The 24021-nt window shown below is 35.7% G+C and carries 20 protein-coding genes; 10 read left to right on the top strand and 10 right to left on the bottom strand.

Annotated elements, in window-relative coordinates:
- Window positions 1–303: 303 nt before the first annotated feature.
- Window positions 304–1617 (top strand): MFS transporter, encoded by a 1314-nt coding sequence (locus tag BFU36_RS13070; RefSeq protein ID WP_083216422.1) that lies wholly within the window; start codon window positions 304–306, stop codon window positions 1615–1617.
- Window positions 1618–1660: 43 nt separating this feature from the next.
- Here BFU36_RS13070 and BFU36_RS13065 read toward each other — a convergent pair whose 3' ends face one another.
- Complete coding sequence (locus BFU36_RS13065) at window positions 1661–4030, bottom strand: serine/threonine-protein kinase (protein WP_069284429.1); 2370 nt, start codon at window positions 4028–4030, stop codon at window positions 1661–1663.
- A 648-nt stretch (window positions 4031–4678) separates the two neighbouring features.
- On the opposite strand from BFU36_RS13065, the gene BFU36_RS14350 reads away from it, so the two are divergent.
- Both BFU36_RS14350 and BFU36_RS13055 read left to right on the top strand, forming a co-directional pair.
- Window positions 4679–5056: a zinc ribbon domain-containing protein gene (locus BFU36_RS14350; RefSeq protein ID WP_083216421.1), complete on the top strand. Its 378-nt coding sequence runs from the start codon at window positions 4679–4681 to the stop codon at window positions 5054–5056.
- 269 nt (window positions 5057–5325) lie between these two features.
- Window positions 5326–6462 (top strand): acyl-CoA dehydrogenase family protein, encoded by a 1137-nt coding sequence (locus BFU36_RS13055; protein ID WP_083216450.1) that lies wholly within the window; start codon window positions 5326–5328, stop codon window positions 6460–6462.
- 308 nt (window positions 6463–6770) lie between these two features.
- Here the strand turns inward: BFU36_RS13055 and BFU36_RS13050 are convergent, their stop codons facing one another.
- The 4 genes from BFU36_RS13050 to BFU36_RS13035 all read right to left on the bottom strand — a co-directional run bounded on the left by BFU36_RS13050 (window position 6771) and on the right by BFU36_RS13035 (window position 10209).
- On the bottom strand, window positions 6771–7928 hold the full coding sequence (locus BFU36_RS13050) for a hypothetical protein (RefSeq protein ID WP_083216420.1): 1158 nt from the start codon (window positions 7926–7928) through the stop codon (window positions 6771–6773).
- Between the two features lie 34 nt (window positions 7929–7962).
- Complete coding sequence (locus BFU36_RS13045) at window positions 7963–9201, bottom strand: MFS transporter (RefSeq protein WP_069284426.1); 1239 nt, start codon at window positions 9199–9201, stop codon at window positions 7963–7965.
- Between the two features lie 50 nt (window positions 9202–9251).
- Window positions 9252–9536, bottom strand: a complete 285-nt coding sequence (locus tag BFU36_RS13040) for a hypothetical protein (protein ID WP_069284425.1) — start codon at window positions 9534–9536, stop codon at window positions 9252–9254.
- A gap of 190 nt (window positions 9537–9726) precedes the next feature.
- Window positions 9727–10209, bottom strand: a complete 483-nt coding sequence (locus tag BFU36_RS13035; protein ID WP_069284424.1) for a hypothetical protein — start codon at window positions 10207–10209, stop codon at window positions 9727–9729.
- A 518-nt stretch (window positions 10210–10727) separates the two neighbouring features.
- On the opposite strand from BFU36_RS13035, the gene BFU36_RS13030 reads away from it, so the two are divergent.
- From BFU36_RS13030 to BFU36_RS13010, 5 genes are all read left to right on the top strand, one after another.
- Window positions 10728–11474 carry an AAA family ATPase gene (locus BFU36_RS13030; RefSeq protein ID WP_069284423.1) on the top strand — a complete coding sequence of 249 codons (747 nt, stop codon included), beginning with the start codon at window positions 10728–10730 and terminating at the stop codon, window positions 11472–11474.
- A 371-nt stretch (window positions 11475–11845) separates the two neighbouring features.
- On the top strand, window positions 11846–12595 hold the full coding sequence (locus BFU36_RS13025; RefSeq protein WP_069284422.1) for an enoyl-CoA hydratase/isomerase family protein: 750 nt from the start codon (window positions 11846–11848) through the stop codon (window positions 12593–12595).
- A gap of 271 nt (window positions 12596–12866) precedes the next feature.
- Window positions 12867–14306 (top strand): ATP-dependent endonuclease, encoded by a 1440-nt coding sequence (locus BFU36_RS13020; protein ID WP_069284421.1) that lies wholly within the window; start codon window positions 12867–12869, stop codon window positions 14304–14306.
- 410 nt (window positions 14307–14716) lie between these two features.
- The gene (locus BFU36_RS13015; protein WP_069284420.1) at window positions 14717–14947 is read left to right on the top strand and encodes a hypothetical protein; all 231 of its coding nucleotides are present in this window, start codon (window positions 14717–14719) and stop codon (window positions 14945–14947) included.
- Entirely contained in the window at window positions 14944–15402 is a 459-nt protein-coding gene (locus BFU36_RS13010; protein WP_231961165.1) for a type II toxin-antitoxin system VapC family toxin, read from the top strand. Before BFU36_RS13015 ends, BFU36_RS13010 begins: the two co-directional genes overlap by 4 nt.
- Window positions 15403–16214: 812 nt before the next feature.
- Here BFU36_RS13010 and BFU36_RS13005 read toward each other — a convergent pair.
- The 5 genes from BFU36_RS13005 to BFU36_RS12990 all read right to left on the bottom strand — a co-directional run bounded on the left by BFU36_RS13005 (window position 16215) and on the right by BFU36_RS12990 (window position 22264).
- On the bottom strand, window positions 16215–17426 hold the full coding sequence (locus BFU36_RS13005; RefSeq protein ID WP_069284418.1) for a hypothetical protein: 1212 nt from the start codon (window positions 17424–17426) through the stop codon (window positions 16215–16217).
- A 7-nt stretch (window positions 17427–17433) separates the two neighbouring features.
- A complete protein-coding gene (locus BFU36_RS13000; RefSeq protein ID WP_069284417.1) occupies window positions 17434–19134 on the bottom strand; it encodes an AAA family ATPase in 1701 nt (566 codons plus the stop codon).
- 311 nt (window positions 19135–19445) lie between these two features.
- Entirely contained in the window at window positions 19446–19592 is a 147-nt protein-coding gene (locus BFU36_RS13990) for a hypothetical protein (RefSeq protein WP_156770096.1), read from the bottom strand.
- 385 nt (window positions 19593–19977) lie between these two features.
- On the bottom strand, window positions 19978–20781 hold the full coding sequence (locus tag BFU36_RS12995) for a hypothetical protein (protein ID WP_143576954.1): 804 nt from the start codon (window positions 20779–20781) through the stop codon (window positions 19978–19980).
- A 10-nt stretch (window positions 20782–20791) separates the two neighbouring features.
- A complete protein-coding gene (locus BFU36_RS12990) occupies window positions 20792–22264 on the bottom strand; it encodes a hypothetical protein (protein ID WP_069284415.1) in 1473 nt (490 codons plus the stop codon).
- Window positions 22265–23287: 1023 nt separating this feature from the next.
- Between BFU36_RS12990 and BFU36_RS13985 the strand changes: the two genes are divergently transcribed.
- Together BFU36_RS13985 and BFU36_RS12975 are read left to right on the top strand one after the other, a co-directional pair.
- The gene (locus tag BFU36_RS13985; protein ID WP_156770095.1) at window positions 23288–23683 is read left to right on the top strand and encodes a hypothetical protein; all 396 of its coding nucleotides are present in this window, start codon (window positions 23288–23290) and stop codon (window positions 23681–23683) included.
- Entirely contained in the window at window positions 23683–24021 is a 339-nt protein-coding gene (locus tag BFU36_RS12975; protein ID WP_069284412.1) for a hypothetical protein, read from the top strand. Before BFU36_RS13985 ends, BFU36_RS12975 begins: the two co-directional genes overlap by 1 nt.

Below are 24021 nucleotides of genomic sequence, written 5' to 3'. Positions count from 1 at the left end.
TTAAAAATGTATAGCGTTAGGCTTTAAATTTTTACAATATATTATATATATTGGAACATATCATATATACAAACAAATAGAATATATAGTACAACTATTCGAATATAGTTCTTTAAAACAGTCTTTCTTCCTAAAGAAAATCATAACATTTTAATGAGAAGTTTTTAGAAATTAAGGAAAGCCTTGTCCTTTGGGGTGAGGAGAAAGTCAGAACGAGAATTCCCTCTATAATCTAAATAGTTTATTTTCGTAAATATATAATATATAGGAAAAATTTAATTATTATTATAAGTTATGAAGCATATGGATAATCCATTAGGTGATTATGAAGAAAAAGGTATAAACTCTTTTCACATTAAGGCAATGTTTTTAGCAGGAGCAGGGCAAATAACGGATGGATATGATCTAACAGCTGGAGCTTTAGTACTATCAATGGTCTTATCGTACTTAAGGCTGAATTTAGAGTCGGTCTCTATAGTCCTCTTCGCTTCAATTATATCTGGAAACATTGTAGGAGCTTTACTTTTCGGTTATCTAGCTAGAAGAGGTAGGACTAAGTTCTACGGAATAGACGCGTTACTAATGATTATTGGTGCTTTACTTCAAGCTTTTATTAGTACGCCAATAGAGCTGGCTATTGCTAGATTTATTCTCGGCATAGGTATAGGCGCGGATTACGTTTTATCGCCATTATTAATGGCTGAGTATTCGAATAGGAGGGATAGGGGCAAATTATTAGGAATCTCTGGTGGGTTCATGTGGATGTTTGGGGCTCTACTATCGACGTTAGCAACACTACTGATAATAAATATACTACCCTCTTCATTAGTATGGAGGGTAGTTTTAGCATCTGGTGCAATACCTTCCATTTTTGTTTTATATGAGAGGACTAAAATGCCTGAGACACCTCACTATTTAGCGTTTGTAAAAGGTGATGCTAGAACGTTAAAGGAAAAATACGGCTTAACCGTGAAAACCATACCTAAAGGGTATAAGCGATTAACAGCTAGAATGGTATTGTATCTAATTATAGCAGCTGCGTGTTGGTATCTCTACGACGTAATTGGGTATTCTCAAGGCTTCTTCGGACCAAACGTAATAGCGAACTACTTAGGAGTAAATGGGATAATATTTAATTTGATTGTGATTTCAGCCTTCTCCTTACCGTTCAACTTTATAGGGGCTTTTTTATCCGATGGCATTCTAGGGAGGAGAGTATTACAGAGCATAGGGTTTCTAGGTATGGGATTGCCATTATTTATCTTCGCTTATGTGGGTAGTAAAAATGTTATGGTCGATTTACTTATGTTTGGCTTAAGCAATGCTTTCAACTCATTGGGACCGGGGAACATTATAGGCTATTGGGGAGTTGAATTGTTTCCGGCAAATGTCAGAGGTTTCACACAAGGAATTACAGTAATAGGAGGGAGATTGGGAGTCATAACTACTACTCTGCTATTCCCGATATTGTTGAATAGCCTAGGAATTTTACCAGTAATGATAATTTTAGGAATTTTAGGTATTCTGGGGTCGGGGTTAACGTTAATATTAGAAGAGCCTAGAGGTAAGAGCCTAGTAGAGAGGGAAATCTCTGTAGTAGATGGGATTAGTAAATAATTAATTATTTTTAATAAATAACAATTTTTAAAGGTCAGAAAAGTTATGCTAGCATCTTTAATATCTCATCAATCGTTGGTCTTTTGCTAGGTTCAGGGTTAGTTGCCATTATTATTATTTTTTTATACACATCTGGTATACTTAGCGGGAGTTTGCCGTAGTAGTTCCTATATATTACTTCAGCTTGATCCAAATAAGATAGAAAACCCGCTTCTCCTCTTAAGTAACTATCAATCGCTGAATCCATTAATTTAATTACCTCTATAGGATTGTATGAACTACCCGTTAAAGCTTTATATATTGAAGCTCCAAATGCGTAAACGTCCATTGAGGGATTTGCACCTCTACCCATCAATATTGACCTGACTTGATCTATTGGACAGTAGTCTGGAGTGTACTCAAAGAAACGCTCTCCTATCCTCTTTGCTGAACCTAAATCTCCTAACTTAACTTTAACATGCCCATTTCTTATGTTATTAAGTACTTCTTCCCCTAATTTACCGGGGAACTTATCGAAGAATATGTTTTGAGGTTTAATGTCTAAATGTACGTAACCTTCCTTGTGAATATAGCTTAATGCGTAACCAATTCTTATGAAGACTTCCTTAACTATCTCCTTCCAATATTTTGAGTTCACTATTTCTCCTCTCTTTATCAAATCGTTTAAGGTCCCTCCTTCCATCAATTCCATAACTATTGCTGGAGGGTTCTTAAGATAGTATATCGTATCACCTAAGCTTATGCTCTTTATTATATTTACATCTATAAACATTCCATAGATTCTAACAATGTTGCTATTTGACTCTGACATCCTCTGTAAATTAGATGATTCCTTGGATAGGTCAGCAAAGGTAGTGAAGCTCTGCCTAGTTGCTTCCTTTTGTGCAGAAGACAACTTTGGGATTTTTATGGCATACTTCTCATTGCCTCTAGAAGCTAACAAGACATAAGAAGTTCCTCCAGTCCCCAACACTCCTTCTACCAAATAACCGTAAATTTCCCTATTCTTCCATAGGTTAGGATCCCATTGATCCAAGGGAGGTGCTTTTTCATTTATAGTAGTAGGAGTTTGTTGTTGAGTTATTAATTTACTTATAACCTTCTTAGCCTTTTCTGCCCTAATGTCCCTTGTTCCTTTAGAGAGAATAAATCCAGCTAGTTTCTCAGCTGACTCCAGATCAATCTTCTCTAATGCATCTAATATCTCATCAGTTGAGGAAGGTAATGTATTCTTAGATATGATACAATCAACTGAATTAGTGAGTAACCTACCGCAATAATCGTACTTTAAGTCATAGTTCTCCATCATCCATAAGATTGAATTACAGTCTCTTTTCGATAATACCCTGCAAAAGATGTCATTTTGATTAAAATTGTATGTCCTTAGGAGAGATATGTAATGTCTAGCGCTATTGTAATCCCTTTGACGTAGAGCGTTAAACAGTTTATCGATTAAAGTAGAGGGATCAGCTACACGAGGGGAATTCAATCCTACTAGGGAAAGAAAAGCTAAGGGTATGGGGGAAAAGTAAACTGGTAAAGGTAAGAGGCTTAATGAGGGGTGATGTGTTATTAAGTAAAGAAATGGCTTATATCCCGCATAAGCCAGAAGAGTTGAAAATATAAATGAAGGTATTGATGAAATCAAGTTAAGAGGTACTCCTTTTATACCCCTTCTGAACACTGTTATAATGGTGAGTAATGCTAAAATTAGGAGAATAATTGAATATGAAATGGAATTATTCACGTATATTAATGAAAAAGAAAGGGCGAAGAGAGAGATCAAGAATGATGGTAAAAAAATGTCAAATAAGGCCCTCCCAGTCTTATAACCTCTTCTGAAGCTTATTAATATAGTTCCTAGAATAAGCATGAAACTTACGTACAAACCAATGTTATCTACCTCACGATTAGGATAATTAAGGAAAATCACAATAGGTAAATTGTTTACATTAAAGGCTGAGGGTATTAGGGTTAATGAGTAGGTAAAGGCTGGTAAAGCTATCAATAGTGTTGCGATAAGTGCTCCAATGAACGCTTTTTTCCCTCCAAACCTTATCATAATTAAAGGGAAAAATAAACAATATAAGAAGAATATTACAAATAGATCCGCCTGGCTAGTACTCAATCCTGCTATGCTTGGAATCTCTCCTAGAAAAGGTGATCCAAAGAATAAGCTTAAGAAGATTGCATAACCAAATGACTTGGGACTACCAGATACAAATGAGGCTATAGCCAAGAAGAAGGAGAGCATTAACACGTATATGGGAATTATGGGATAAATTTTACTATTTATAGTTAGAGCAATATAAGCAAAAATAAATATGCCAAAGAACAACGTCTCTAATATGCCTAAAATTTTTAGAACTCTAGAGGTTATGTTAACGATCCTTGGAACCCTGCTTATTGACATGACGTATAAATATAAGTCTGGTCTAAATAAATGTTTTTGTCTTATTTAAAAACTGTTTATTACACCTTCTCCCTGCCTAAAGGGGAAGGGTTATGGTGAGGTCTAAGGTGTTACTCCCCTTTGTTACTCCGTTATACTAGAAATGATGAAAAGAACGGCAAACTCGCCTTTTAAGGCAGGGTAAAGGTTTTTTAACTTCTTTTCCCCAACCTTTTCGTGTGTGGACAACAATTTCATCCATATTCCAACTTATGTCAATAGATTTCGAGTAAATTTATGTTGAAGAATATTTTTAACTATCTCGTTATTGTGTTCCATGTTGAGTTCCATAGAAAGTCCATGTTTACTTAAGCTTCTGAAAACTTACTAAGCTTGCCAAAAGTTTTGACCAAGAGAATGCCTTATCGTGTAACTCTATCCCTCAAATTCTCAAGCTTAAAGAAACCACATGAAGAATTAGCCCAGACTCGTAATGCCTAACTCACCATTAACCCTCATTAACGAGCAAACGATCACCATAAGATCAAGCTCATAATTAACATTAGCCAACTTGTGAAGAGCAAGTGAGGCAATGAAGTCCTTCACCTAGCAAGTAAGATGCTAATGCAATCTCGTCCAAGGAGTGAAACCTAGGCTTAAAAGGATAATTTGGGAAATCAAACCTGTTCTCGCCCTAAAAATACTTCTCGTGATAAAGAAAATTCAATTTATATCAACCAAATTGTTATCCACACACAGCTAATTGATCTATATAAGCTCTATGAATACGGTATAAAGGTGTTTCTAGTTGTCGAGTATAATACTTCAAAGCTCTGTGCTTTTCATGGCGTTAAGATTGAGAGGAAGCCTAAGATAGTCATTAACTGCCCTTTAGGTCATAAGCTTCATAGTGACGTTAATGGAAAACATAATGAAAATGGGAATAAAGAGGATTGTAATTATGCTAAAGAAGCTCCTTTCCTTCCTCTAACGTTGAATAAAGTAACAAAGGGGAGTAACGCTTTAGACCTTAGCAAAACCCTTTAGGACGTAAGGAGGTCAGCCTGAGGACAATTAATGAACCAGGCTTTCTCCTAACCTCATGAGATTGGTCTTAAAAATAAATTATTATAACCGAAATATATCTTCTAATTTTTCCAATCAGTAAGGGTGGAAACATAAAAATATGTTGAAAAAACATAAAAACATTTTAAAAATTCTTAGCATGAGGTCTTAAGGTTTTTTGCAAAAATTAAATCTTAATAATGAATAACGTAAAGTTTATTACTACTTATACTCTTTATATATTGGTCATCATGTTTCAGTTACCTAAAGAAGTAGAGGAGTATTGGTATAGGGTTAAGGATTACGTACAAAAAGAAGTTAAGGAATTCGCTAAACAAATGGATGAAACTAATGATGGAGGAGATAAAATAGTGCGTGACTTCGCTAGATTAGAATTATTAGGAATGAAAGTACCTAGACAATACAATGGTTTAGGTCTAGGGGAAATCGCTTTTGCTATAGCCACTGAAGAGTTGGGAAGTGAAAGTGGAGGAGCCTCACATAGCTTGCACACACAGCTCAACGCTATTCAACTTTTAATGTCGATAGGTGGGGATTCAGCTAAGGACTGGATAGAGAGAGGTGTGAAAGGAGAGGAAATCTATGCTGTAGCCTTGACAGAACCCGGTGCTGGATCAGACCTAGGAGCATTGCAAACTACTGCTAAAACGGATGGTAATGAACTGGTAATTAGCGGAGAGAAAATATTTACCAGCGCAGCTACGTTCTCGACTAAAATGGTGGTCTTAGCTAGGACGAGCGGAAACCCGGGGGATAGACAAGGAATTTCCTTACTTCTAGTTGATTCCAAAACCCCGGGGATAGAGGTTAGAAAACTAGACTTAATGGGCATAAGAGGGGCAGGTGTAAGTTACGTAAAGTTCAATAACGCTAGGGTCAGTAAGGATAGTATAATAGGTAGGGAAGGAGATGCGTTTAGAGGGGCTATAAAGGCATTAATGATAAGTAGAAACGGTTATGCTGGAATTGCAGTTGGAATAGCTAGGGGTGCTCTAGATGAGGCAATAAATAGAGCAACACAGAGAAAACAATTTGGAAAGGCACTAATTGAACAAGAATGGATAGCGTTCAATCTAGCTGATGCTCAAGTCAAAGTAGAGGCGTCAAGACTTTTAACGTGGAGAGCAGCTAACTTGTTAGATAGGGGTATTGAAGCTTTAACTGAAGCATCTATGGCTAAATACTTCTCAGCAGTTACGGCAGCTGAAGTAACTAGAACCGCTCTTCACATATTCGGAGGACATGGATTGAATAGGGGTTCAAAGGTTGAAAGACTCTATAGGGACTCTAAGATAATGGAGATTGCAGAAGGTACGAATGAAATGCAATTGTTAGCGATTTCGAGATCGCTTCAAGCTAAGAAGTGAATATTGTTGACAAAGGAAGGACAAGCTTTTCTCCCGGGGTTTAAAGTTTTTAAGTGAATTAGGTTTTTGGGAGGAGGGAAGCAAAAAGTAAAACGTGTCCTTCCTCCTCAGTACATATCCCCAAGTCCCTAGGAGGATGGAGTGGGGACTCTACCAAAGGGATAGGGGTAAAGTGGCTGAAGACCAAGCCGTTGGTCTACCACTGGATGAACGGAGCGGGTGTCAAAGCCCACTAGCTATGAAGTGGTGAAGGCGGTAAACTTGTGAACCACCTTAAGGGAACCTTTAGGGGCGGGGAGGAGGTCAGATTATCCTTTAAAGAATATAAGTGACGATAGTGCGATTACGAATAGGTTAAAAATGTTGATCCCTCTTAACCTTAGTCTTTTTAAGTACTCCCCCTTAGTCTCCTTATTCTTATATAAAACGTACTCAACAATCCTACTCAAACTTCCATTAATCCTCATAACGTCTTTACTGTTGTGAATCCAACTCTCGTATAAGGCATTGTAGTAAGCCTTACTTTTCGGTAGCGGAATTATTATGCTCTTATACTTACTTAACTCATCTACCATTTCATCCTCTACATAGACTACGGGGTAAATGAAGTTATTATTTAACTCTTTCATGACGTCCTCATCAATCCCTTTTAACGAACACGCTTCCTTCCTAGTAGATAAGACTGGGGATCTCCAATTATTTTCATTAAGTCCTAAGATCTCCCTAACTCTCTCTAATCTTACCTCGGGCACTGACTCTACAGTAATCTGTGAGAAGTATACTTTTCCGTAACTCGAAGCCAATTTAAGCAAAGAGAAAAGTTCTTCTTCTGGTTTATAAGAGAAAAGATCCTTTGATATTAAGTTAACTTTTCCATGATACTTAGACTGTATTTCCATCTCTTTCTTAAACACCTCAAGTGGGATCTTCCTTTCCTTTCTACTAATCTCCACTTCAGCTAATGCTGAAGGGCCTCTTATAGGGAAGAATTTGTCACTCTCTTCACCATAAACTACCTTAGGAAAGTCTCTCTCTTTTAATAGCCTAGGAAGAGTTATTTCCGCTTCTCCAACTAATACTGTATCTATCCAATCCGGGACGTCTATAGTTAATTCCCAACTACCCGGACCTCCAACAATAACTTTAAGCTCGAGTTTTCTCTTCAATCTCATTATCCTATCCCCTAACTCTTTGAAGGATTCGACAAAGTAAGGTGGTTCTCCAAACACTTCAGTAAGTCCTCTCGTCACTTCACTCATTCCTAAAGGGTCATTTACGTAAATTCCTATTATTTCCCCATTCTTAACGCGTAAGGAATTAGGTGGAACGATTCTAGAATTGGTTAGACTTTCTATTTTTCTTAACCCGTAGGGAGGATACTTATTTTTCCTAAGCAAGTTGGGAATTAATCTTAAAGGTAAGGAGGGTAAAGAGTGAAAGGTAGCGTAATCAGATGTTAGTATCACGAGAAATATTTTGAAGAAAAAGGATTAAAAACCTTTAATCTTCAAATACCTTCTTTTTCTCTATTTCATCTATGCTCATTCCCTTTCCCGTCTCAAATCCAAAAATATACCACAAGATTGCAGCAAATAATCCTATACTCCATATTCCTAAATTAAATAGAACGTATTGAGATAAGGAGAAGGATAGAGTGAGAAATATGGTTGGTATGTAGAGACCTATTGAAACTACCCTAGCAATAGCCGTATAAGTTCCTCTTCTGATGGTGGACCATAACTCAGCTTTGAATGTATCTTCTGTTAAATACTGTACAGACGTGAACGCATTTATGGCAACTAGCAGAGCCCAGAATATTATTAAGTCTGACTTCCAAGCGGGGATGAAATAATAAGTTAAAAATGTAAATATCACAATTCCGAGATTTGACCACAATAATAATCCCTTTCTACTAAAGGAATCTGCTAAGAAGGAAATTACTAAGCCCACCACGAACTCCGTTATATCAGCTACAAATATTATAGTACCGGTTAAATTTGAGAAGAAGTAAGGTCCTAACACATAAGTTATTAAACCAAATCCAGCAGAATTGGCAAAAGCAATTGCTGTTGTCACAAATAGCTTAAACGCTGTATCCTTATCTAGTTTCTGTTTTACTACACTACCTCCATTAGTCATTTTACGCTTAGCACTTAACCACCTAATTGATTCAGGCAATTCTAGTCTAGTAATGAAGAGTACTACAGCTGCTATTATAATCACTACACCTAGGACTAACCTTTGAAAGAAAATAGAGGAGAACTGAGTTAATAAACCTAGACCACCTAGTACAGCTCCTCCTAGGTTTATAAAGTTTATTTCCAAAAACATAATTTTGCTTCTGTTTCTTTGAGGCATGATCTCATGCGTAGCAGCCATAATAGTGTTCATCTCACCTCCAGCACTAAATAGCATTATAGCAGTAAATACTAGTACTAGAGCGTAGTTAAACGAGAAGATTAATCCTATTCCTCCAATAACGTATATTGCTAATGTGATCCATAACGTGGTTTTTCTACCAATTCTATCAGCTATTGGACCGGCAAAGGCTATACCAATTATAAGCCATAGCGGAGCCCAAGCTAGTAATAAACTCTCTAGTATTTTTGGCACAGTATACCAACTTGTCGCAATAGACTCTAACCCAAAGATGAAGGATTCCAAGAACATACCTACGGAGAAAGATACGAAAGCCATCTTTAATGCTCTATTCCATTCCTCACCTGGTTTCCAGCTCATATTTACCTATTAATAATTTCAAAATAAATATAAAAATTTTTTTATATCATCTATTTTATCCATGACGAGTAGTAAATTTCATCCCTTTCCACATGGTAGCTTATCGGAATAAGTTGTTGTAAGGCAATTATAGGTCTAAATGACTCAACTGGTTGGTATCCTAATAGTTCCCCTACGATACTATTTTCAACACTCCTAAATACGGACTTATCGTTAAGGTACCCAACACCCCCAAATATGTCCCCAGTCCCCATACCGGCAACTTTAGACCCATGTTTCTCGATATAGAAAAATGGTACGTCTCCTGCCCATATTACCCTTCCTCCCCTATTCATGTACTCAAATATGGGAGTCCTCTCTATTGGACTCTCATGATCTTTCAGTGAAACTGCTTACCACGGCTTTCTCCTAAATCGATGAGGGGAACCCTCTAGGGGAGGAGATCTATTAGCGCATTAGATTCATAGCTAAATGAGGACAAAAGGGAATAAGATAATTAGTAGTTATCTTTATGAAAAAGTCATCTTAAGGAGAGTCTTGTTTAGTGCTTTTCTCTCTCTTTACAATTACCCTATTACCAATTATCTCCACAAGACCTTGCATTTCCATCTGGTTAAGATAGTCGGCATATCTTATCCCTAACATATTTCTTACCTCCTCTACAGTTGACTCTCCACCAGACTTCAAAAGAAATTTCAAAATTTCGTTCTCCAGTTCTAAATCTCTCGCATCCTTGTTTTTCATTTCTTTATATTCTTCATACACCTTTCTATCCAATTTTCTATAAACCCTTACATGAGAGTGATACATTATTATTATTCTCTGAGCTATATCTAATGCTTCTTGATCTGTGAGTCTTATGCTTTTCTCTCCCTCACTGTCTCCTACAATTATGAAGAATGCACCGTCTTTAATTTTCCCATCCTTTACAATGGGAGGACTCTCCCCAACTCTAATGTATATCTTTTTTCCGTTATCGTTATGTGTTTTTCTCACGATAATCGGCATATATATTATATTATGAGAGAAGCTAAATAACTCTTTTGTATTCAAATTAGTTTCTTGAGCTCCTTGTTCTTGATGCTAATTATTAGTTAGAACTCTTTTGTATTCGAATTAACTTCTTGAACTTAATTTATACTGCCATCATAAAACTAAAATTTCTTTACTGCACTTTAAGTTAATTTCCATTATAGTTTAGTGTGTGGACAACAATTTCATCCACATATTCTAACTTATGTCAATAGATTTCGAGTAAATCGTATTGAAGAATATTTTTAGCCATCTCGTCATTGGTTGAGTTAGGTGATTGTTAGGAGATCAAACCCATTCTCGTCCCAATAGATGAGTTGCCTTACCAAAATACTTTTCCACAATAGACAAAATTCAATTCATATCAACCAAATTGTTGTCCACACACAAATTTCGAATCACACTATCCATATCTTAATGATCGAAATATTTCTGTACTAAGATCATCACGATAATAGAAACTTTTAAAACTCAATTTATGGGATATATTTGTCATGAAAGTAAGGGTCAAGTTTATAGGAACTAAAGGAGGCGTAGGTAAAACTACTTTAGCCTTAAATACAGCTTTTTATCTCTCTCGAAAGTATAAGGTCTTATTCTTGGACATGGACCTTATGTCCTTAGGTTCACTTATATTAGGTTTTAAAGGTGTTGGATTTTATAAAGCTATTTCAAAGGATTTAGGAGAAGAGGAATATCTATATAAGGTTAATGAAAGTCTAGACGTTTTCAAAATGTTTGGAGATCCAATAGAGGATAAGATTTTACATAATCAAAATGCGAGCAAAGCAGCTCTTCACTACACTAAAGTCCTCTCCAGAGGATATGATGTAATAATTGCTGACTATGGAGTATTTGGAAGTCTAGTCGATGAACCCGTAATCACAGATGAGATTAGGGAGTTTAAACAAAGATTTCCCAATTACGTAATAGGAGCCGTTGCTGTAACTGATCCTATTTACGACGATGTAATCATTACCGGCAAGTTCTTTAATAATGTAGTAAAGGAATTAAACATAAAGCCGATAGCCTTCGTGATAAATATGATACCAGAGGTTGGTAATATAAAGGAAGAATTGGAAGCGAAATCAGAAGAAATAAGACAGTTAATTAAAAACAGTTGTCCTATCTTCGAAATACCCTTCAAGGAAGAGTTCCTACAATATAAAAACTTAGGTAAATATGAAGAAATGATTAGAATTGGCAAAATTATAGAAGATGAATTCCTTTCGAAGAATTAATTTTAGATTAAAAGTATTGAAATCTATCATCATTTTTTAAGAAAAGTATTAACAAAGTTTAGATAAAGAAGGGTGAGTATTGAATATTAAATAAGCGGTTGAGATTCTCTCGCAATCGTACGCTGTTGTATCCTTTTAATCATTATGATAAAACGAGAACAAGCCTAGTCATTAAAGAAAGATGAGTTTCTGTGTCTTAAAAAGTTTTTAAGATAAAGAATTATGAATATACTCTATTTTCAATATATATCACCTTATATTTATAGACTATATTTTAGGATATAATTTTCTCTCTAAAAAGATTTCATCGTTAATTAATCCCTTTCCATTAGTCCGTAGCAGAGTTAAATAGTTATAAAAAAGTTATTATTATCATGAAAGTGATTTATGAGAAGAGGGGAGAAGTGGCTTGGATAATTTTCAATAGACAAGAGAAAATTAACGCTTTAGATAAGGAAAGCTGGATTTTATTATCTCAACACTTGAGGAACGCTGATAAAGATGAGGAAGTCAAAGCTGTAATCTTGACTGGCAAAGGTAGGGCTTTCAGTGCGGGAGATGACATTCATGCCATGTATGAGTTGAAGACTTATGAGGAAGCGGTAGACTTCTTCAACTCTCTATTCCAGGCTATAGATTCACTAATCACCCTCACTAAACCTTTAATATGCCTCGTTAATGGTTTAGCCTATGGAGGAGGCTGTGAAATCTTACTCTTTTGCGATATTACAATAGCGTTAAAGGAAGCTAAGTTTTCAATCCCGGAAGGTAGATTAGGCTTAATCCCTCCAATGGCTATCAGTGTAGGTTATAACGCTTTAGGCAGAGTCATAAATAGGTTGGTATTAACAGGAGAGGAAATAGATTCCCAAGAAGCTAAAAACATTGGCTTGGTCGATTACGTTGTTGAAAACTTAGATGAAGGATTGAACAAAGTAATGGAAATGCTAAATAGGGTAAGTCCTACATCCATACTGACGATGAAAAGATGGTTGATGAGGAGTAAAAGAGACGAGGTCGAGAAAGCTGTGAAAGAGTTAACATTATTATCACTAAGTGAAGAGGCTAAAAGAAGGATGTATGAGTTCATAAAGTCGAGAGAGAAAAGTAAAAGGGTATAACACTTCTTAAATACTGTACAATTTTTTGTCTCCCAATTATTTGATCTTCTCGTGAATTAAAGTATGTGCAAATATTGTAACCTTAACATGATTTTTAGAAAAGTGCATAAGTAGGTTAATTGATATTTTTAATTTGTCATATAACGTTATTAAACCCGCTTAACGCAATATTCGTCCACGACAATGATAAAAAGAAACGACAAGCCTCGCCCTTATTAATTCCGTGCACGATAATAATATATTAATATGCTGAAAAGATAATTATACTATTATGGAGAAAGCAATCTACTGTGGCAACATTTACAGCTGGATTAACATTTGTGATAAGGTCAAGGGTGAAGTTATAAGGCTAAATTACCAGTCAGTTCTCGAATGGATAAATAAGCACGGTAAGGGCTCTTACTTAATTTTCGGCACGGACGTCATCCCTTTCACGATCTTCAATTATCCTGAGAGTCCAATAGAGAGGACTCCCATATTTGAGTACATGAATAGGGGAGGAAGGGTGATATGGGCAGGAGACGTACCATTTTTCTACATCGAGAAACGTGGGTCTAAAGTTGCCAGTATGGGGACTGGGGACATATTTGGACATGTTGGGTACCTTAACGATAAGCCCGTATTTAGGAGTGTTGAAAATAGTATCGTAGGGGAACTATTAGGATACCAACCAGTTGAGTCATTTAGACCTATGATTGCCTTACAACAACTTATTCCAATAAGCTACCATATGGAAGGGGATGAAATTTACTACTCGACATGGATAAGTATGATAGGAAATAGTGGTGGTGCCTTCGTGAGGGTTTATGATTCAAGGTACGTTAACGTTGACTATCTGTTATCTTTACCCGAAAGACTGGAAGATCTAGGAGAGGGGATAAGGATACTAAATTTTAAGAAGTTTGATAAGAAGATAGACATCAAACTACCTAAGTTTAAAGTGTTAGTAATACTAGGAGATAATAACGTTGGAAAGACTACTATATTAGAAGCTTTAGATTTCCTTTCTTCTAATAATCATATAAATAAAATAGCCGAATATAGGAACACGTCCCCACAAGAAGTTGAAAAGTTAATAAGGCAAGATACGATAATTGAGGTTTTTATAAACTGGAAGTATGCGTTGAGGAGAGGGAGAACTCTATTAAGTAACATGGACTTTCAGCTTATCTTGCCTAGAATGTCCGAGGATATAGAAAAAATAAACATTAGTGTTGAGCAGTTAAAAGAGATTTCTAAGAGGGTTAAAGACAACATTGACAGAAGGATTCACTACATCTACTTAACAGTGGAGGGGCAAGAAAAGAAGAAGGTCCTTAGAGTACTTTTTGAGGACTTGTCTGACATCAGATTAGACGATCTTGGACAAGGTTATAGGTCATTAATTTACTTCCTTTTAAACTATTTTACAAAGCCTTACGATTTAGTCATGATTGACGACATGGAGGCATTTGCAATGCACCCAGAGTTATTGAAGAAAGTGGTAAAGATACTTTTAGGCTTGGAGTCTAAGTTTATAATAACTACTCAAAGCATGGATATTGAATATTATATTGGAAATGTGGCAGTATATGAGGAAAAGAGTGATATGGTCTATTATTTATTACTGAAAAGTGACGGTAGTTATGAGATATATAATGCGGACGAAGCCCTTAAAGAGATGGACTTTATAGATTTAAGGTACAAGGCTATACAGCGAGAGGGCAAGTAAGAGTGAAAGTAGATATTACGCGAAGTGACGTACCTAAGATAATTTTCGGTGATGGGAGTAGTGATATCCTTATAATAAGACAATTTCTAACTTAAGGCACGAATATGCGTCAATGACTAAACGTTGTCACGAGTTTCCCAATAAACACGTTTCCTAGTTTTACTATTGTAGTTATGAAAGTAAAACTTATTGAACCTTTTTTCATATCGGTAGAAGGGGTAGGAGGAAGGAGGAGAAGCTAATCAAAAGAGTAAAACGCTCAATTACGTAGAAGTTTGAATTGGGACCTTAACCAGAATTTATAGCTTCATGACAGGGATACTCAGCTAGTTGTAAAGATTAATATGGTAAGAACTCAAGGTATAACATTGCGGGTAAACCTTATATATGTCTACACTAAGTAATAAACTATGGAAAATAAAAAATATGTAACAGTGTCTGCCAAAATACCCCGTGAGTTGAAAGACTTAATGGATAAGTATAGCATAAAGCCCGGTCCAATAATTAGGAAGCCTCTAGAGGAGGAGGTGAGGAGGAGAGTATTGGAGGAGTTAGAGGGGGAACTCAAAGAGTTAAGCACAGTAGAAATATCTGACGAGGAGATTGCTAGATTAATACGTGAAGATAGGGATAACCTTTGAGTAAGTACCTATTTGACGCAAGTTCTATTATAAACCTGATGAAAAGGGGCACTGTTACACTCTTAGCTGATGGAGAGACGTTGGACCTAGCCCTATATGAGGCTATTAATGCTATATGGAAGGAATACTCAAAGCTAAAGGTAATCAGTAAGGATTTGTCCAAAAGGTATATTAGAGTAGTAAGAAGGGTGATGGAGGTAATACCTATTAATATAATAAAGGGTCTAGAGGAAGAGGTGTTTGACCTAGCCTCAAAGGAGGATTTAACGATCTATGACGCATCTTATTTATTAATTGCTAAGCGCAAAAACCTTGTATTAGTAACAGATGATAACGTGCTGAGAAGTAAACCCGTGGTAAGCAGTTTCAGTGAGAGAATTAAGTTTATACAACTCCATACTAATATTTTTTACATAATGCAAGATGTGGGTATGTATCCCGAAAGGCTTGCATAGCCCAAGATGATTCCCCACTGTGGGTTGGGGTTATCCCGCTAATGGGGCGAAGGAGGGCGAAGAATTCGCTCGACTCCCGTGAAGCCCAAGGGTTGATATATATGAGATCCGATGAAACCCAAACCCCTCAAAGTATATACTGAGCATATGTACAAGTCAAACTTCTTTCTGGCTCTTAACTTAGGTGTACAATGTTGTATGACACAAGTCGTCTCTATTTTCAGTAGTCTGATGAAAATAATGTAATCTACTCTGGCAAACGAGTGTGGACAACGATTTAGTTATTTTGATATAAATTGAACTTTCTTTATAAGAGAGTAACAAAGGTAGTAAGCTTAGAAACGCTCAATTACGTAGAAGTTTGAATTGGGACTTTAACCAGAGTTTATAGCTTCTTGATCATAACACTATACCAAGAGCGGAATTGTTGTTCAAATTCAAGATTAGATGCCTTTATCAAAAAAAATTTTGCATATAATAAAAATTGTTGTTCACGTTTGTTTTAAAAGGTGATGCTTCCCACCTTTTCGTTATCCTCTTATGAATGAATTAAACCTTTGGCACGATATTCATTTCCAGTGTAATTATATTTTTGTGATTGTATGTATGAGCTTGAGGACATATAGAGGTTATTATTCATTCCTATTTTATTTCCCATTCCTTAATTTCTTCCTCTTTTACATTAGCCTTTCTTAGGATTTTTTCCATTGTCTTCTCATCTGGAAATATTACCTCCAATCCCCTTACTTTTTTGAGTATCATGTTAGATAGTTTAAAGTATATATGAGGGAGTGTTAGGTGAAAGAATTGTACTAGACTAAATTCTCTAAGACTCTTTTTAACCTCTCCCTATTGATGTAGTCACTATCAATGGGGTCAATCTTCATCATGTACAGCTTTTTACCATTATATTGAAATTCTATAAATCCCTCCTTTTCAACGACTTTATCTAACTCGCTTGTTGCCAACTCTTCCTCGTCATAATATTCGTTATCCTCTCCTAATCCGGGATATACTAAAATTGCTGTAGTAGGGTCATACTCATAAGTATACGCCATTATCTTAAACCTACCTAGAGTTATATAACTAGGCTCACTCGAGTACTTACACTCAAAAAGTATTAAGTAGTTATTAGATAATGATACATCGGGTTTTCCCCTAAACCTTTTCACATTAACTATATTATCTACCGATCTTAGTTTTGACGCTTCAAGGCTTGAGTTGAAGTAAAAGTATAATGTCCTCGAATCCTTAGTTGCTTCGTATTTTTCCCCTCTCTTGGAAATTTTATAACCTTCTGATTCGAGCAGTGATGCTAGTAAATAGAATACGTAAATTTCGTATAGCCTCCAGAGTAGGAACTTCAACTTCAATACTAGCTCTTCTTTCTCTTTAATCTCAGCTGGTCTAGTGCCTATCTCTATCCTTTTCTTTAACACTTCATACGCTTTATAAGCTCTTATCAACCACTGTGGGTCCGTGTAGATTGGCCCTCTGAAGTAACCTCCGGGGAATAGTTTAAAGTATTTTTCTTTTAGCTCGTTTAGGGATGTCCAAAAGTTGTCGATGAAGTTGAAGTATTCTGGGAGGTCTGTATTAATAATCTCATACCCTTTTAAAAGCCTTGTCGCCATTTCATATACTGATCTCAAGATTGTTCCAAACACCCTATATTCTGGCGCATTCATCCCTTCCCTATAAGTGTAGTATGAATATAACTTCTGAGGTAAGACTAAAATTGTCCTATCAACGTCTAACTGTCCTAAGACTTGATTAGCATATTCTACGCTTAACTCCCTATACGTTAATTTGTCTTTCAATGCTTCTTTTGCTGACTCCAAGACCTCCTTTACTGCTATATATGCTACATAAAGCCTAATATAATTCAAGACGTTCTTATTTACTTTCTCTATTTCTATATCTACCTTTTGGATTCCTAAAAGTTCATTTAGCCTTATTACGCCGGTATATTGTAAGTAAAATGCTGATATTTTATTCAGTAATGCCTTATCCCTCTCCGTCAAGTTGGCCTTACCTCCTTCTGATTATCTCATCAAACTTATCGATAATCCTACTATCGATCGTACCTAATGAAGATCTCAGTAGCCAAATGAAGGTGTCAACGTTGCGTTTATCTTTTGGTAATTTGGAGTATAAGAGTAACGCCTTTCTTACGGAAGCTGGAGAAATGTTAAAAGTTATTCCCTCAGTACTCAGCTCCCCATCATTATTAAACTCTTTCCTTAACTTTTTAACTATGTCAGTTATATCTTTCTTTTCATTTTGATCAAGGTTTTCAGCAAATTTCTCCACGTCCTCAGCTTCATTTGGATATCCAAAATTAAATATTGTAAACCTCCTCAAGATAGCCTCTCCCAAATAGAATAAGTTCTTAACGTCAACAAGGTTCATTGTAGCTATAATCCTTATCTTCCGTAATGGTGAATCCCCATTATTTTTGTAGTTTTCTAAGAATTCACCAGCCTCACCATCAATTGATGATCCATAACTCTTTATCTCATCTATTAGTGATGAAGGTATCTTCCACTCGTCAGGGTTAAAGCTGGAAAACATTGTAAATAATTCCCCAAAAGCCTTATCAACATCAGCTCTGTTAATCTCATCTATGACAACAAAGTATAAGCCGTCTCCGGTTATCTTACTTGCCTTGTTGTAAGCCCGTATGAATAGCCCACTCCTCCATATCACTCCCTTCTCATACAGACTTTCTCCGCCTATCACGTGTCTCCTAAACCACAACGAATTTGCAGTGGTTACAGTGTAACATTCCTTATTATCCCCGACCAGTTCTCTCACTAAGTAAGTAGCTAAAGTCGTTTTACCAGTGCCAGGGGGTCCTACAAATAATACGTTTCCCACACTCATAGCCGTTTTGATAAAGTCTAATGGATTACTAATGTCAGAGTATTTATCTATATTGAGATAGAGCGAGTTATAGTCTGGTTTAAAGCCATTTTCCTTACACTCTAGTACTTGTAATTGAGTCGTTTTAGTCTTATTATCTTGTGGAGAACGGTATAACTCTAACGTAGTCCTAACTCCTTGATCTAATTTATCTTGAATATAAGGCATTAATACATTTACGATACTATTATTCTTATTCACATCAAAGCATTGATTTGTACGGAACCCGGCAAATCCCTCTATATTATCACCACTCCACTTATCGGGGTTACCTAAATTATTTCGTATTGAGTCATTCAAGTAGAGAACTTTGATCCTAAACCTAACTAACCATAGCTTATCATTATCCTCTTTCCATCCCTTAAAGTTTCTGTAGACGTCAAAATCAATATCAGTTACTATACCAAAGCCGAGGACTCCAGACTTTTCGCCAGAGTCTTTTTTAGTGGCGTAAAATACGCCAATCAATGGATGAATATCAGGGGCTAATTTCACAGCTCCATTTTCTATTTTTATGTGACCCTCACGATACTTGTTTACTAGAGTGGCAAAACTAAAACCTGTCATCTCATCTTGTCCCTTGTTTTCCCCTGGATCTCCCCATAAGGTATATCCGATCTCTCCTTCTAGGGAATACTTTATTGAATTGATCCAATGTTCTATACCGCCTTCGAAGAAGCATAGGTAAAAGTTCTTTTTTTCCACTGCTTTCTTTATGAAATCTATTATCTTTTGAATATTCTCATCTTCGTAGCTGTCAAGATCAAAACCTATTGCTTTTCTAGTGTTTAACCACTTTCCATACATTTTTGTATAGGTATTACTCTCACACCCTAATAAGTTTTCACCACTTTTCTTGTACTCCTAAAACAACCTCTTGACCTTATTGTCCTTCTGCGCCCTTTAAACATAATTACTCCCCTATATTCTCCGTACTTGAACAGCGAAACTTCTCTGAAAAAGATCTTACATAACTTAAGATTAACTAGAAAGAAGCTAAGATCCTTATCATACTTTAAGTTGAAAAGTGGAAGAGAATTTCTGCACATTAACATTTTTTAACAGTTAAGCTTATGAGCCTCCATCACATTAGTTGTCCTAACCTCGTAACCTAAGATCTATTCAGAGAATTGCTTAGCCTTTTCTAATACTTCAAAATCCGTTATTATTAGCTTAACATTAGAACCTTTTTCTAGTAACGCTTTGGTTGAGGCTATTTCACCAATCACCGGTAACTCTAAGATTATGTAATCCCCTTCAAGCAAGCTAAGATCTCTAAAGACCTTTACTGCTCTCTCAAATCTTTTCCTTCCCCTAACCTCATTTATATCCTCCGACCAACCAGTCCATTAAATTATTAAGAAAATTAGTGTAAATGTCTTATATAATTTAAAGGAAAAGAGAGATAAAAATTACTTGACCTTACCCTTATAGGGTTCTCCTCATTGATTCTTGTTTGAGGAGAAGTCGAGAAGAATTAAGAAGGTTAATGGTTAAAATTCTATCATTCCTATGACCACAATTAACACATAATGTGGAAAACAGCTTTTAGTATAAAATAGATTTTTTCTTTACAGAAGAAAAATTTTTGGTCATCTATTTAATTATGTTAATAGAGTTGATTTCCCCACTCAGCAATTTTTAGATTGCTTAACAGTTGTAAGTCAGATATCTCTTACCTTCTATAAAGTATATGCACAGCTTCTTATAGCCTTGGGGATTTTCTAAATTAGGTATTAACTCCCCATTTTCTTTGCTCAGTTGATGATCGATGGCGACCAACTCCACTTTAGGTACTCTGATCTCTCTCTTAAGTAAGCCATAAAGGAATTCTCCATTAAATGAAGAGGGAGGGGAAAAGACTACCTTAAACTCTTTATCATATGTCTGTTCCTCGAAAGAGTTAAAGTAAATTAGTACACCATCACTATTCACCTTCAACTCCCTGAAGTAAACTTTACTCCTAATAATAAAACTCAAAAGATCGTTGCTGATGTGACTGCAGTCCAAAAAGGCTTTACTGAACCACAACTTAGTAGTCAAGATATCACGTAAAATGTCCATCTGGTCGAAACAGTTAACGAGGATGAAATGAGCCCTATCGTTACTTCCTAAGCCTATACTATTATGGTTTATCTCAATATATTTGAAATTCTTGGCGAAATTGTCGACAACCCTATGTATTAGTAAAGGATTGTCGTTAATCACCAGGTTAACTTCAAAACCCATAATTTCCCTAAAAATGCTCTCAGCTTTATCTATGAGATCTAAGGGTAGGGAGAGTTCAGCATCCCTCTTCTTTATCTTAACGTTAATATTATTATTTTTAAGTGTGAAACCTAGGCTAGCCTTATATTCCTCAACCCAACTTAGCTTTTTGAGACTATTAGTTAATTTCTCTAATACTTCATATATTTCTTCTATCTCTTCAATGTCGTCTATGGCCAGATTCAAAAAGGTCACCTCAAATTAGGGACCATCTATCAGTGTAAACGGCTTGACTCTCTACCCACGCCTCAAACGGCAATTTAACTTCCTCTAGCGCCCTTATTAAAACTCTTTTATGAGGATACGATCTCGAAACGTGGAACAACTCAACGAAGCCATTCTTCATTAAGTGGATTATTCCCAAAATATGCTCCTGCCTAAATAGATATGATGGGATCTCTAAGTTCTCACTTGTCCTATTCCCGCTAGCTACTCCTAGATATGTTGCGATCTTATTACTATGTTGACTATTGTAAACTCCAGTGTAATTGAAAATTAAATGTTTACATCTATACTTTGGAGAGAATACTATCAAACCCTTGTTTACTTTTAAGAAGTGGGAATGTGTACCCAAAAAATCAAAGGTATACTCTCCGTCAATTGAGTTTACTATAGTCAATAGGTCATCTGATGAAATATCTTTCCTAATTACTGGAAAGCTAATATTACGTGAAGGGTTAAGAGTGAGCGTGAAGCACTTCAGTGCGTTTACCTTTACTTTGTCTAAATATTTTTCAGGGTCCTCGTTATGAAGTTTTATTACTACGTCTCCTTGAGTTAAGGATAGGTCTATTGCCTTATCAACGTTAATTTCTTTAATCATACTCCTCTTATGGATTAGAAATTTTGGTAGCTTGAACTTACGCTTGTATATGATAGGTAAGATCTTAGCGAACAGTAAGTAATCTCTTTCATCGCTTTTACCAATAATGCCTAACAGCTTAACCTTAAATTGTCTTATTACGTTAGAGACGTAGTTATATAACATTGGGTAACCTGTTAAAGAGCTAATGACTCCTACCTTTCTCAAAGCCTCATCTGGGGGTAATAATGATTGCGTAAATATCCCCTCACTGAACTCATTCTTACCTTGATCGTCATATAGGTCGTCCAATAAGAATACTAGATATGTTTGGCTATCCTTTACGTATTTTATTAATCTAATGAATTCATCATCCCAGTTACTCCTCGCAATATGAAGGTTTAACTTCTCATATTTCTTATCTTTATATAGGAAGACTTCTGAGAATCCGTTGTCTAATATAAAAGCTAAAGCTAAGGCAGAGTTATGGTCTAACTGTCCATATTGTCTCTCTATTTTAGAAATTATGTTATAATGCTTATGAATTTCCGATCTGAACGAAAAGGAATTAAAGGAAGTATTAATTTTAACCTGAAATTCATGAGATTTCTCTAAACCCCTCCCCTTAAGGAATAACGTTAAGTTCCATTCCTCACTTAAGATAGATGGGAATTCAATGATTTCATCAGCCTTATTAATCCTTATCACCTTAGTCGGTTGAAGGACTTTCACCTTAGCCCTTAACCTCTCTAACCTACCATCGTGTATTCTTATCTCATATTCCCCTTCTGGTATTTCCTCATCCAATTTTATTTCTAAGAAGAGGGAAGTATCATTATCTAAAGGGGGTATGAAAAATACGTCCATTAATCTAACCCTCTAGTAAAAAACACGTCCCTACTAGCAAAGTTAGTCTTCTTGTATTTTAAACGTTGAATGGGTTTTTCTAATTGAGCTCTCATGTTAAAAAGATTCGTACGATGTTATATAAATGTTATAACTGAGCATAACGAGAGAGAAAACGCTTTAGATTTGCCTAATTTTTGACTTAAGATTTTTAAATAGGATTATATCGTATTATGATAAAGTAAAGTGTGATTCACTTATTGATCGTTACGTTATTTACATAATTTCTTATATGAATGAGAGAGTGGGTGAAAGTTCTCAACAATTATGAAACTGTGTTATGAAAAAGCTAGACCTATCTCAAATCTAATTTGTGAGGTTTGCATATACATTTATGAAAAACACTAAATAAGTTTCCAAATTGCTTAAAACAGATATATTTCAGTCAACTAAATTTTTTGATTTTTAATAATTCTTTTCTTGGGGGTTATAATGTTGATAATTAACAAGAAACTTACCTCCTCTAAAGGCAGAGGGTTCCCTTAGGGCAGTTCATAAGTTTATGTTTAATCTTTTCTCTTCATAGCTAGCATCTTTAACATTCACTCGCCCAGCGAAAACTGGTTCTTCATCCAAATTTACCCTTTTACCTCACTCCACCTTTCTCGAGACTAGTATTGAGGAGGGGGATTCTCACTATCTTTCCCTCCGCGTTCTTCACTGGAAATATTAACCCCCTGCCTTGAAAGGCGAAGTTTACTGTTCCTTTGCCAGATCTCAAGAATTAACTCAACAATCGATTGAACAGATAGCTCTTATAACGTCTAGAAAGCCACGTGCTCTACTATTTTTTCAAAGTGATGAGAGCCTTGAGGAAGTCAAGTTAAAATAGTAGGAGTATTGTTATATATTTTTAAAATTAGATGAAATATCTCTTTAAACATAATGCTTATATCAGTTAATATGGTGTATAAACATATCTATTAAGATTTAAATGACAAAATTTATTACCTACTTTTTCTATATAATATTTTTGGGAGATTTATGGATTTAAGATCCTTAAATAGGATCGTCCTCATTTCCTCATCTGTATTATATTCGGTAAACGTTATACTTTCCTTATCATTATTTACATTACTCTTGATCAAACCTTTACCAATATCTAATCCGGACGTTAAGGCAATATTGACAGCTGTCCCACTAATTTCAGGTGTGTTTAATGCGTTAATATTAGGTATGATAAGCATGAGCTTGAAGTACGCTGAATATTACGGAATATCTAAATCCGTCTTAGCCATAATTATATACTCTGCGTACTGGCTATATTTTAAACCACCATTTGATATTCTAATCTTTATAATCTCGATAATGGCGTTATGTCTGATCCAAATAGTAGACTTGTATTACTACGCTAGGATCCAAAAGGAGATGTTCGGATAATGCTTATAAAGGTGAGGATTGAGGGTATTGAAGTATTCCCATCTCAAGTTAAGGGTAAATTGGCTTTAGAGAGAAACTTAGTGTTAATAATTAGGACTCAAGCTAGGGTTCTCTATGTAGATTATATAGGAAGTAACTCAACGTTAGGAGCTTATGTTCCTCCACCTTTTTTGTCTGGTAAAATATACTATTATAAGTTAATTGAGGTCCCAGAAGGAATGGAGAAGTATATTGAGTGTATAGCAAAAGAAGTCGAGAATAGGTTAAACCCATTATTTAAGAATAAGGGGATAAAATGTGAAGAACAATTGACTGTTTTAGTTGAAGCTGGTGAGTGA

It is taken from the genome of Sulfolobus sp. A20 (assembly GCF_001719125.1).
GTDB lineage: Archaea > Thermoproteota > Thermoprotei_A > Sulfolobales > Sulfolobaceae > Saccharolobus.
Note: the sequence above shows the minus strand (reverse complement) of the source record. Positions and strands in the feature narration are given on the sequence as shown.

Excerpts from the sequence above, each read along its gene's own strand:
- BFU36_RS13070 (WP_083216422.1), top strand. The coding sequence starts at position 304 with ATGGATAATCCATTAGGTGATTATGAAGAAAAAGGTATAAACTCTTTT.
- BFU36_RS13065 (WP_069284429.1), bottom strand. The coding sequence starts at position 4,030 with ATGTCAATAAGCAGGGTTCCAAGGATCGTTAACATAACCTCTAGAGTT.
- BFU36_RS13055 (WP_083216450.1), top strand. The coding sequence starts at position 5,326 with ATGTTTCAGTTACCTAAAGAAGTAGAGGAGTATTGGTATAGGGTTAAG.
- BFU36_RS13045 (WP_069284426.1), bottom strand. The coding sequence starts at position 9,201 with ATGAGCTGGAAACCAGGTGAGGAATGGAATAGAGCATTAAAGATGGCT.
- BFU36_RS13040 (WP_069284425.1), bottom strand. The coding sequence starts at position 9,536 with ATGAATAGGGGAGGAAGGGTAATATGGGCAGGAGACGTACCATTTTTC.
- BFU36_RS13035 (WP_069284424.1), bottom strand. The coding sequence starts at position 10,209 with ATGCCGATTATCGTGAGAAAAACACATAACGATAACGGAAAAAAGATA.
- BFU36_RS13030 (WP_069284423.1), top strand. The coding sequence starts at position 10,728 with ATGAAAGTAAGGGTCAAGTTTATAGGAACTAAAGGAGGCGTAGGTAAA.
- BFU36_RS13020 (WP_069284421.1), top strand. The coding sequence starts at position 12,867 with ATGGAGAAAGCAATCTACTGTGGCAACATTTACAGCTGGATTAACATT.
- BFU36_RS13015 (WP_069284420.1), top strand. The coding sequence starts at position 14,717 with ATGGAAAATAAAAAATATGTAACAGTGTCTGCCAAAATACCCCGTGAG.
- BFU36_RS13000 (WP_069284417.1), bottom strand. The coding sequence starts at position 19,134 with ATGTATGGAAAGTGGTTAAACACTAGAAAAGCAATAGGTTTTGATCTT.
- BFU36_RS12990 (WP_069284415.1), bottom strand. The coding sequence starts at position 22,264 with ATGGACGTATTTTTCATACCCCCTTTAGATAATGATACTTCCCTCTTC.
- BFU36_RS13985 (WP_156770095.1), top strand. The coding sequence starts at position 23,288 with ATGGATTTAAGATCCTTAAATAGGATCGTCCTCATTTCCTCATCTGTA.
- BFU36_RS12975 (WP_069284412.1), top strand. The coding sequence starts at position 23,683 with ATGCTTATAAAGGTGAGGATTGAGGGTATTGAAGTATTCCCATCTCAA.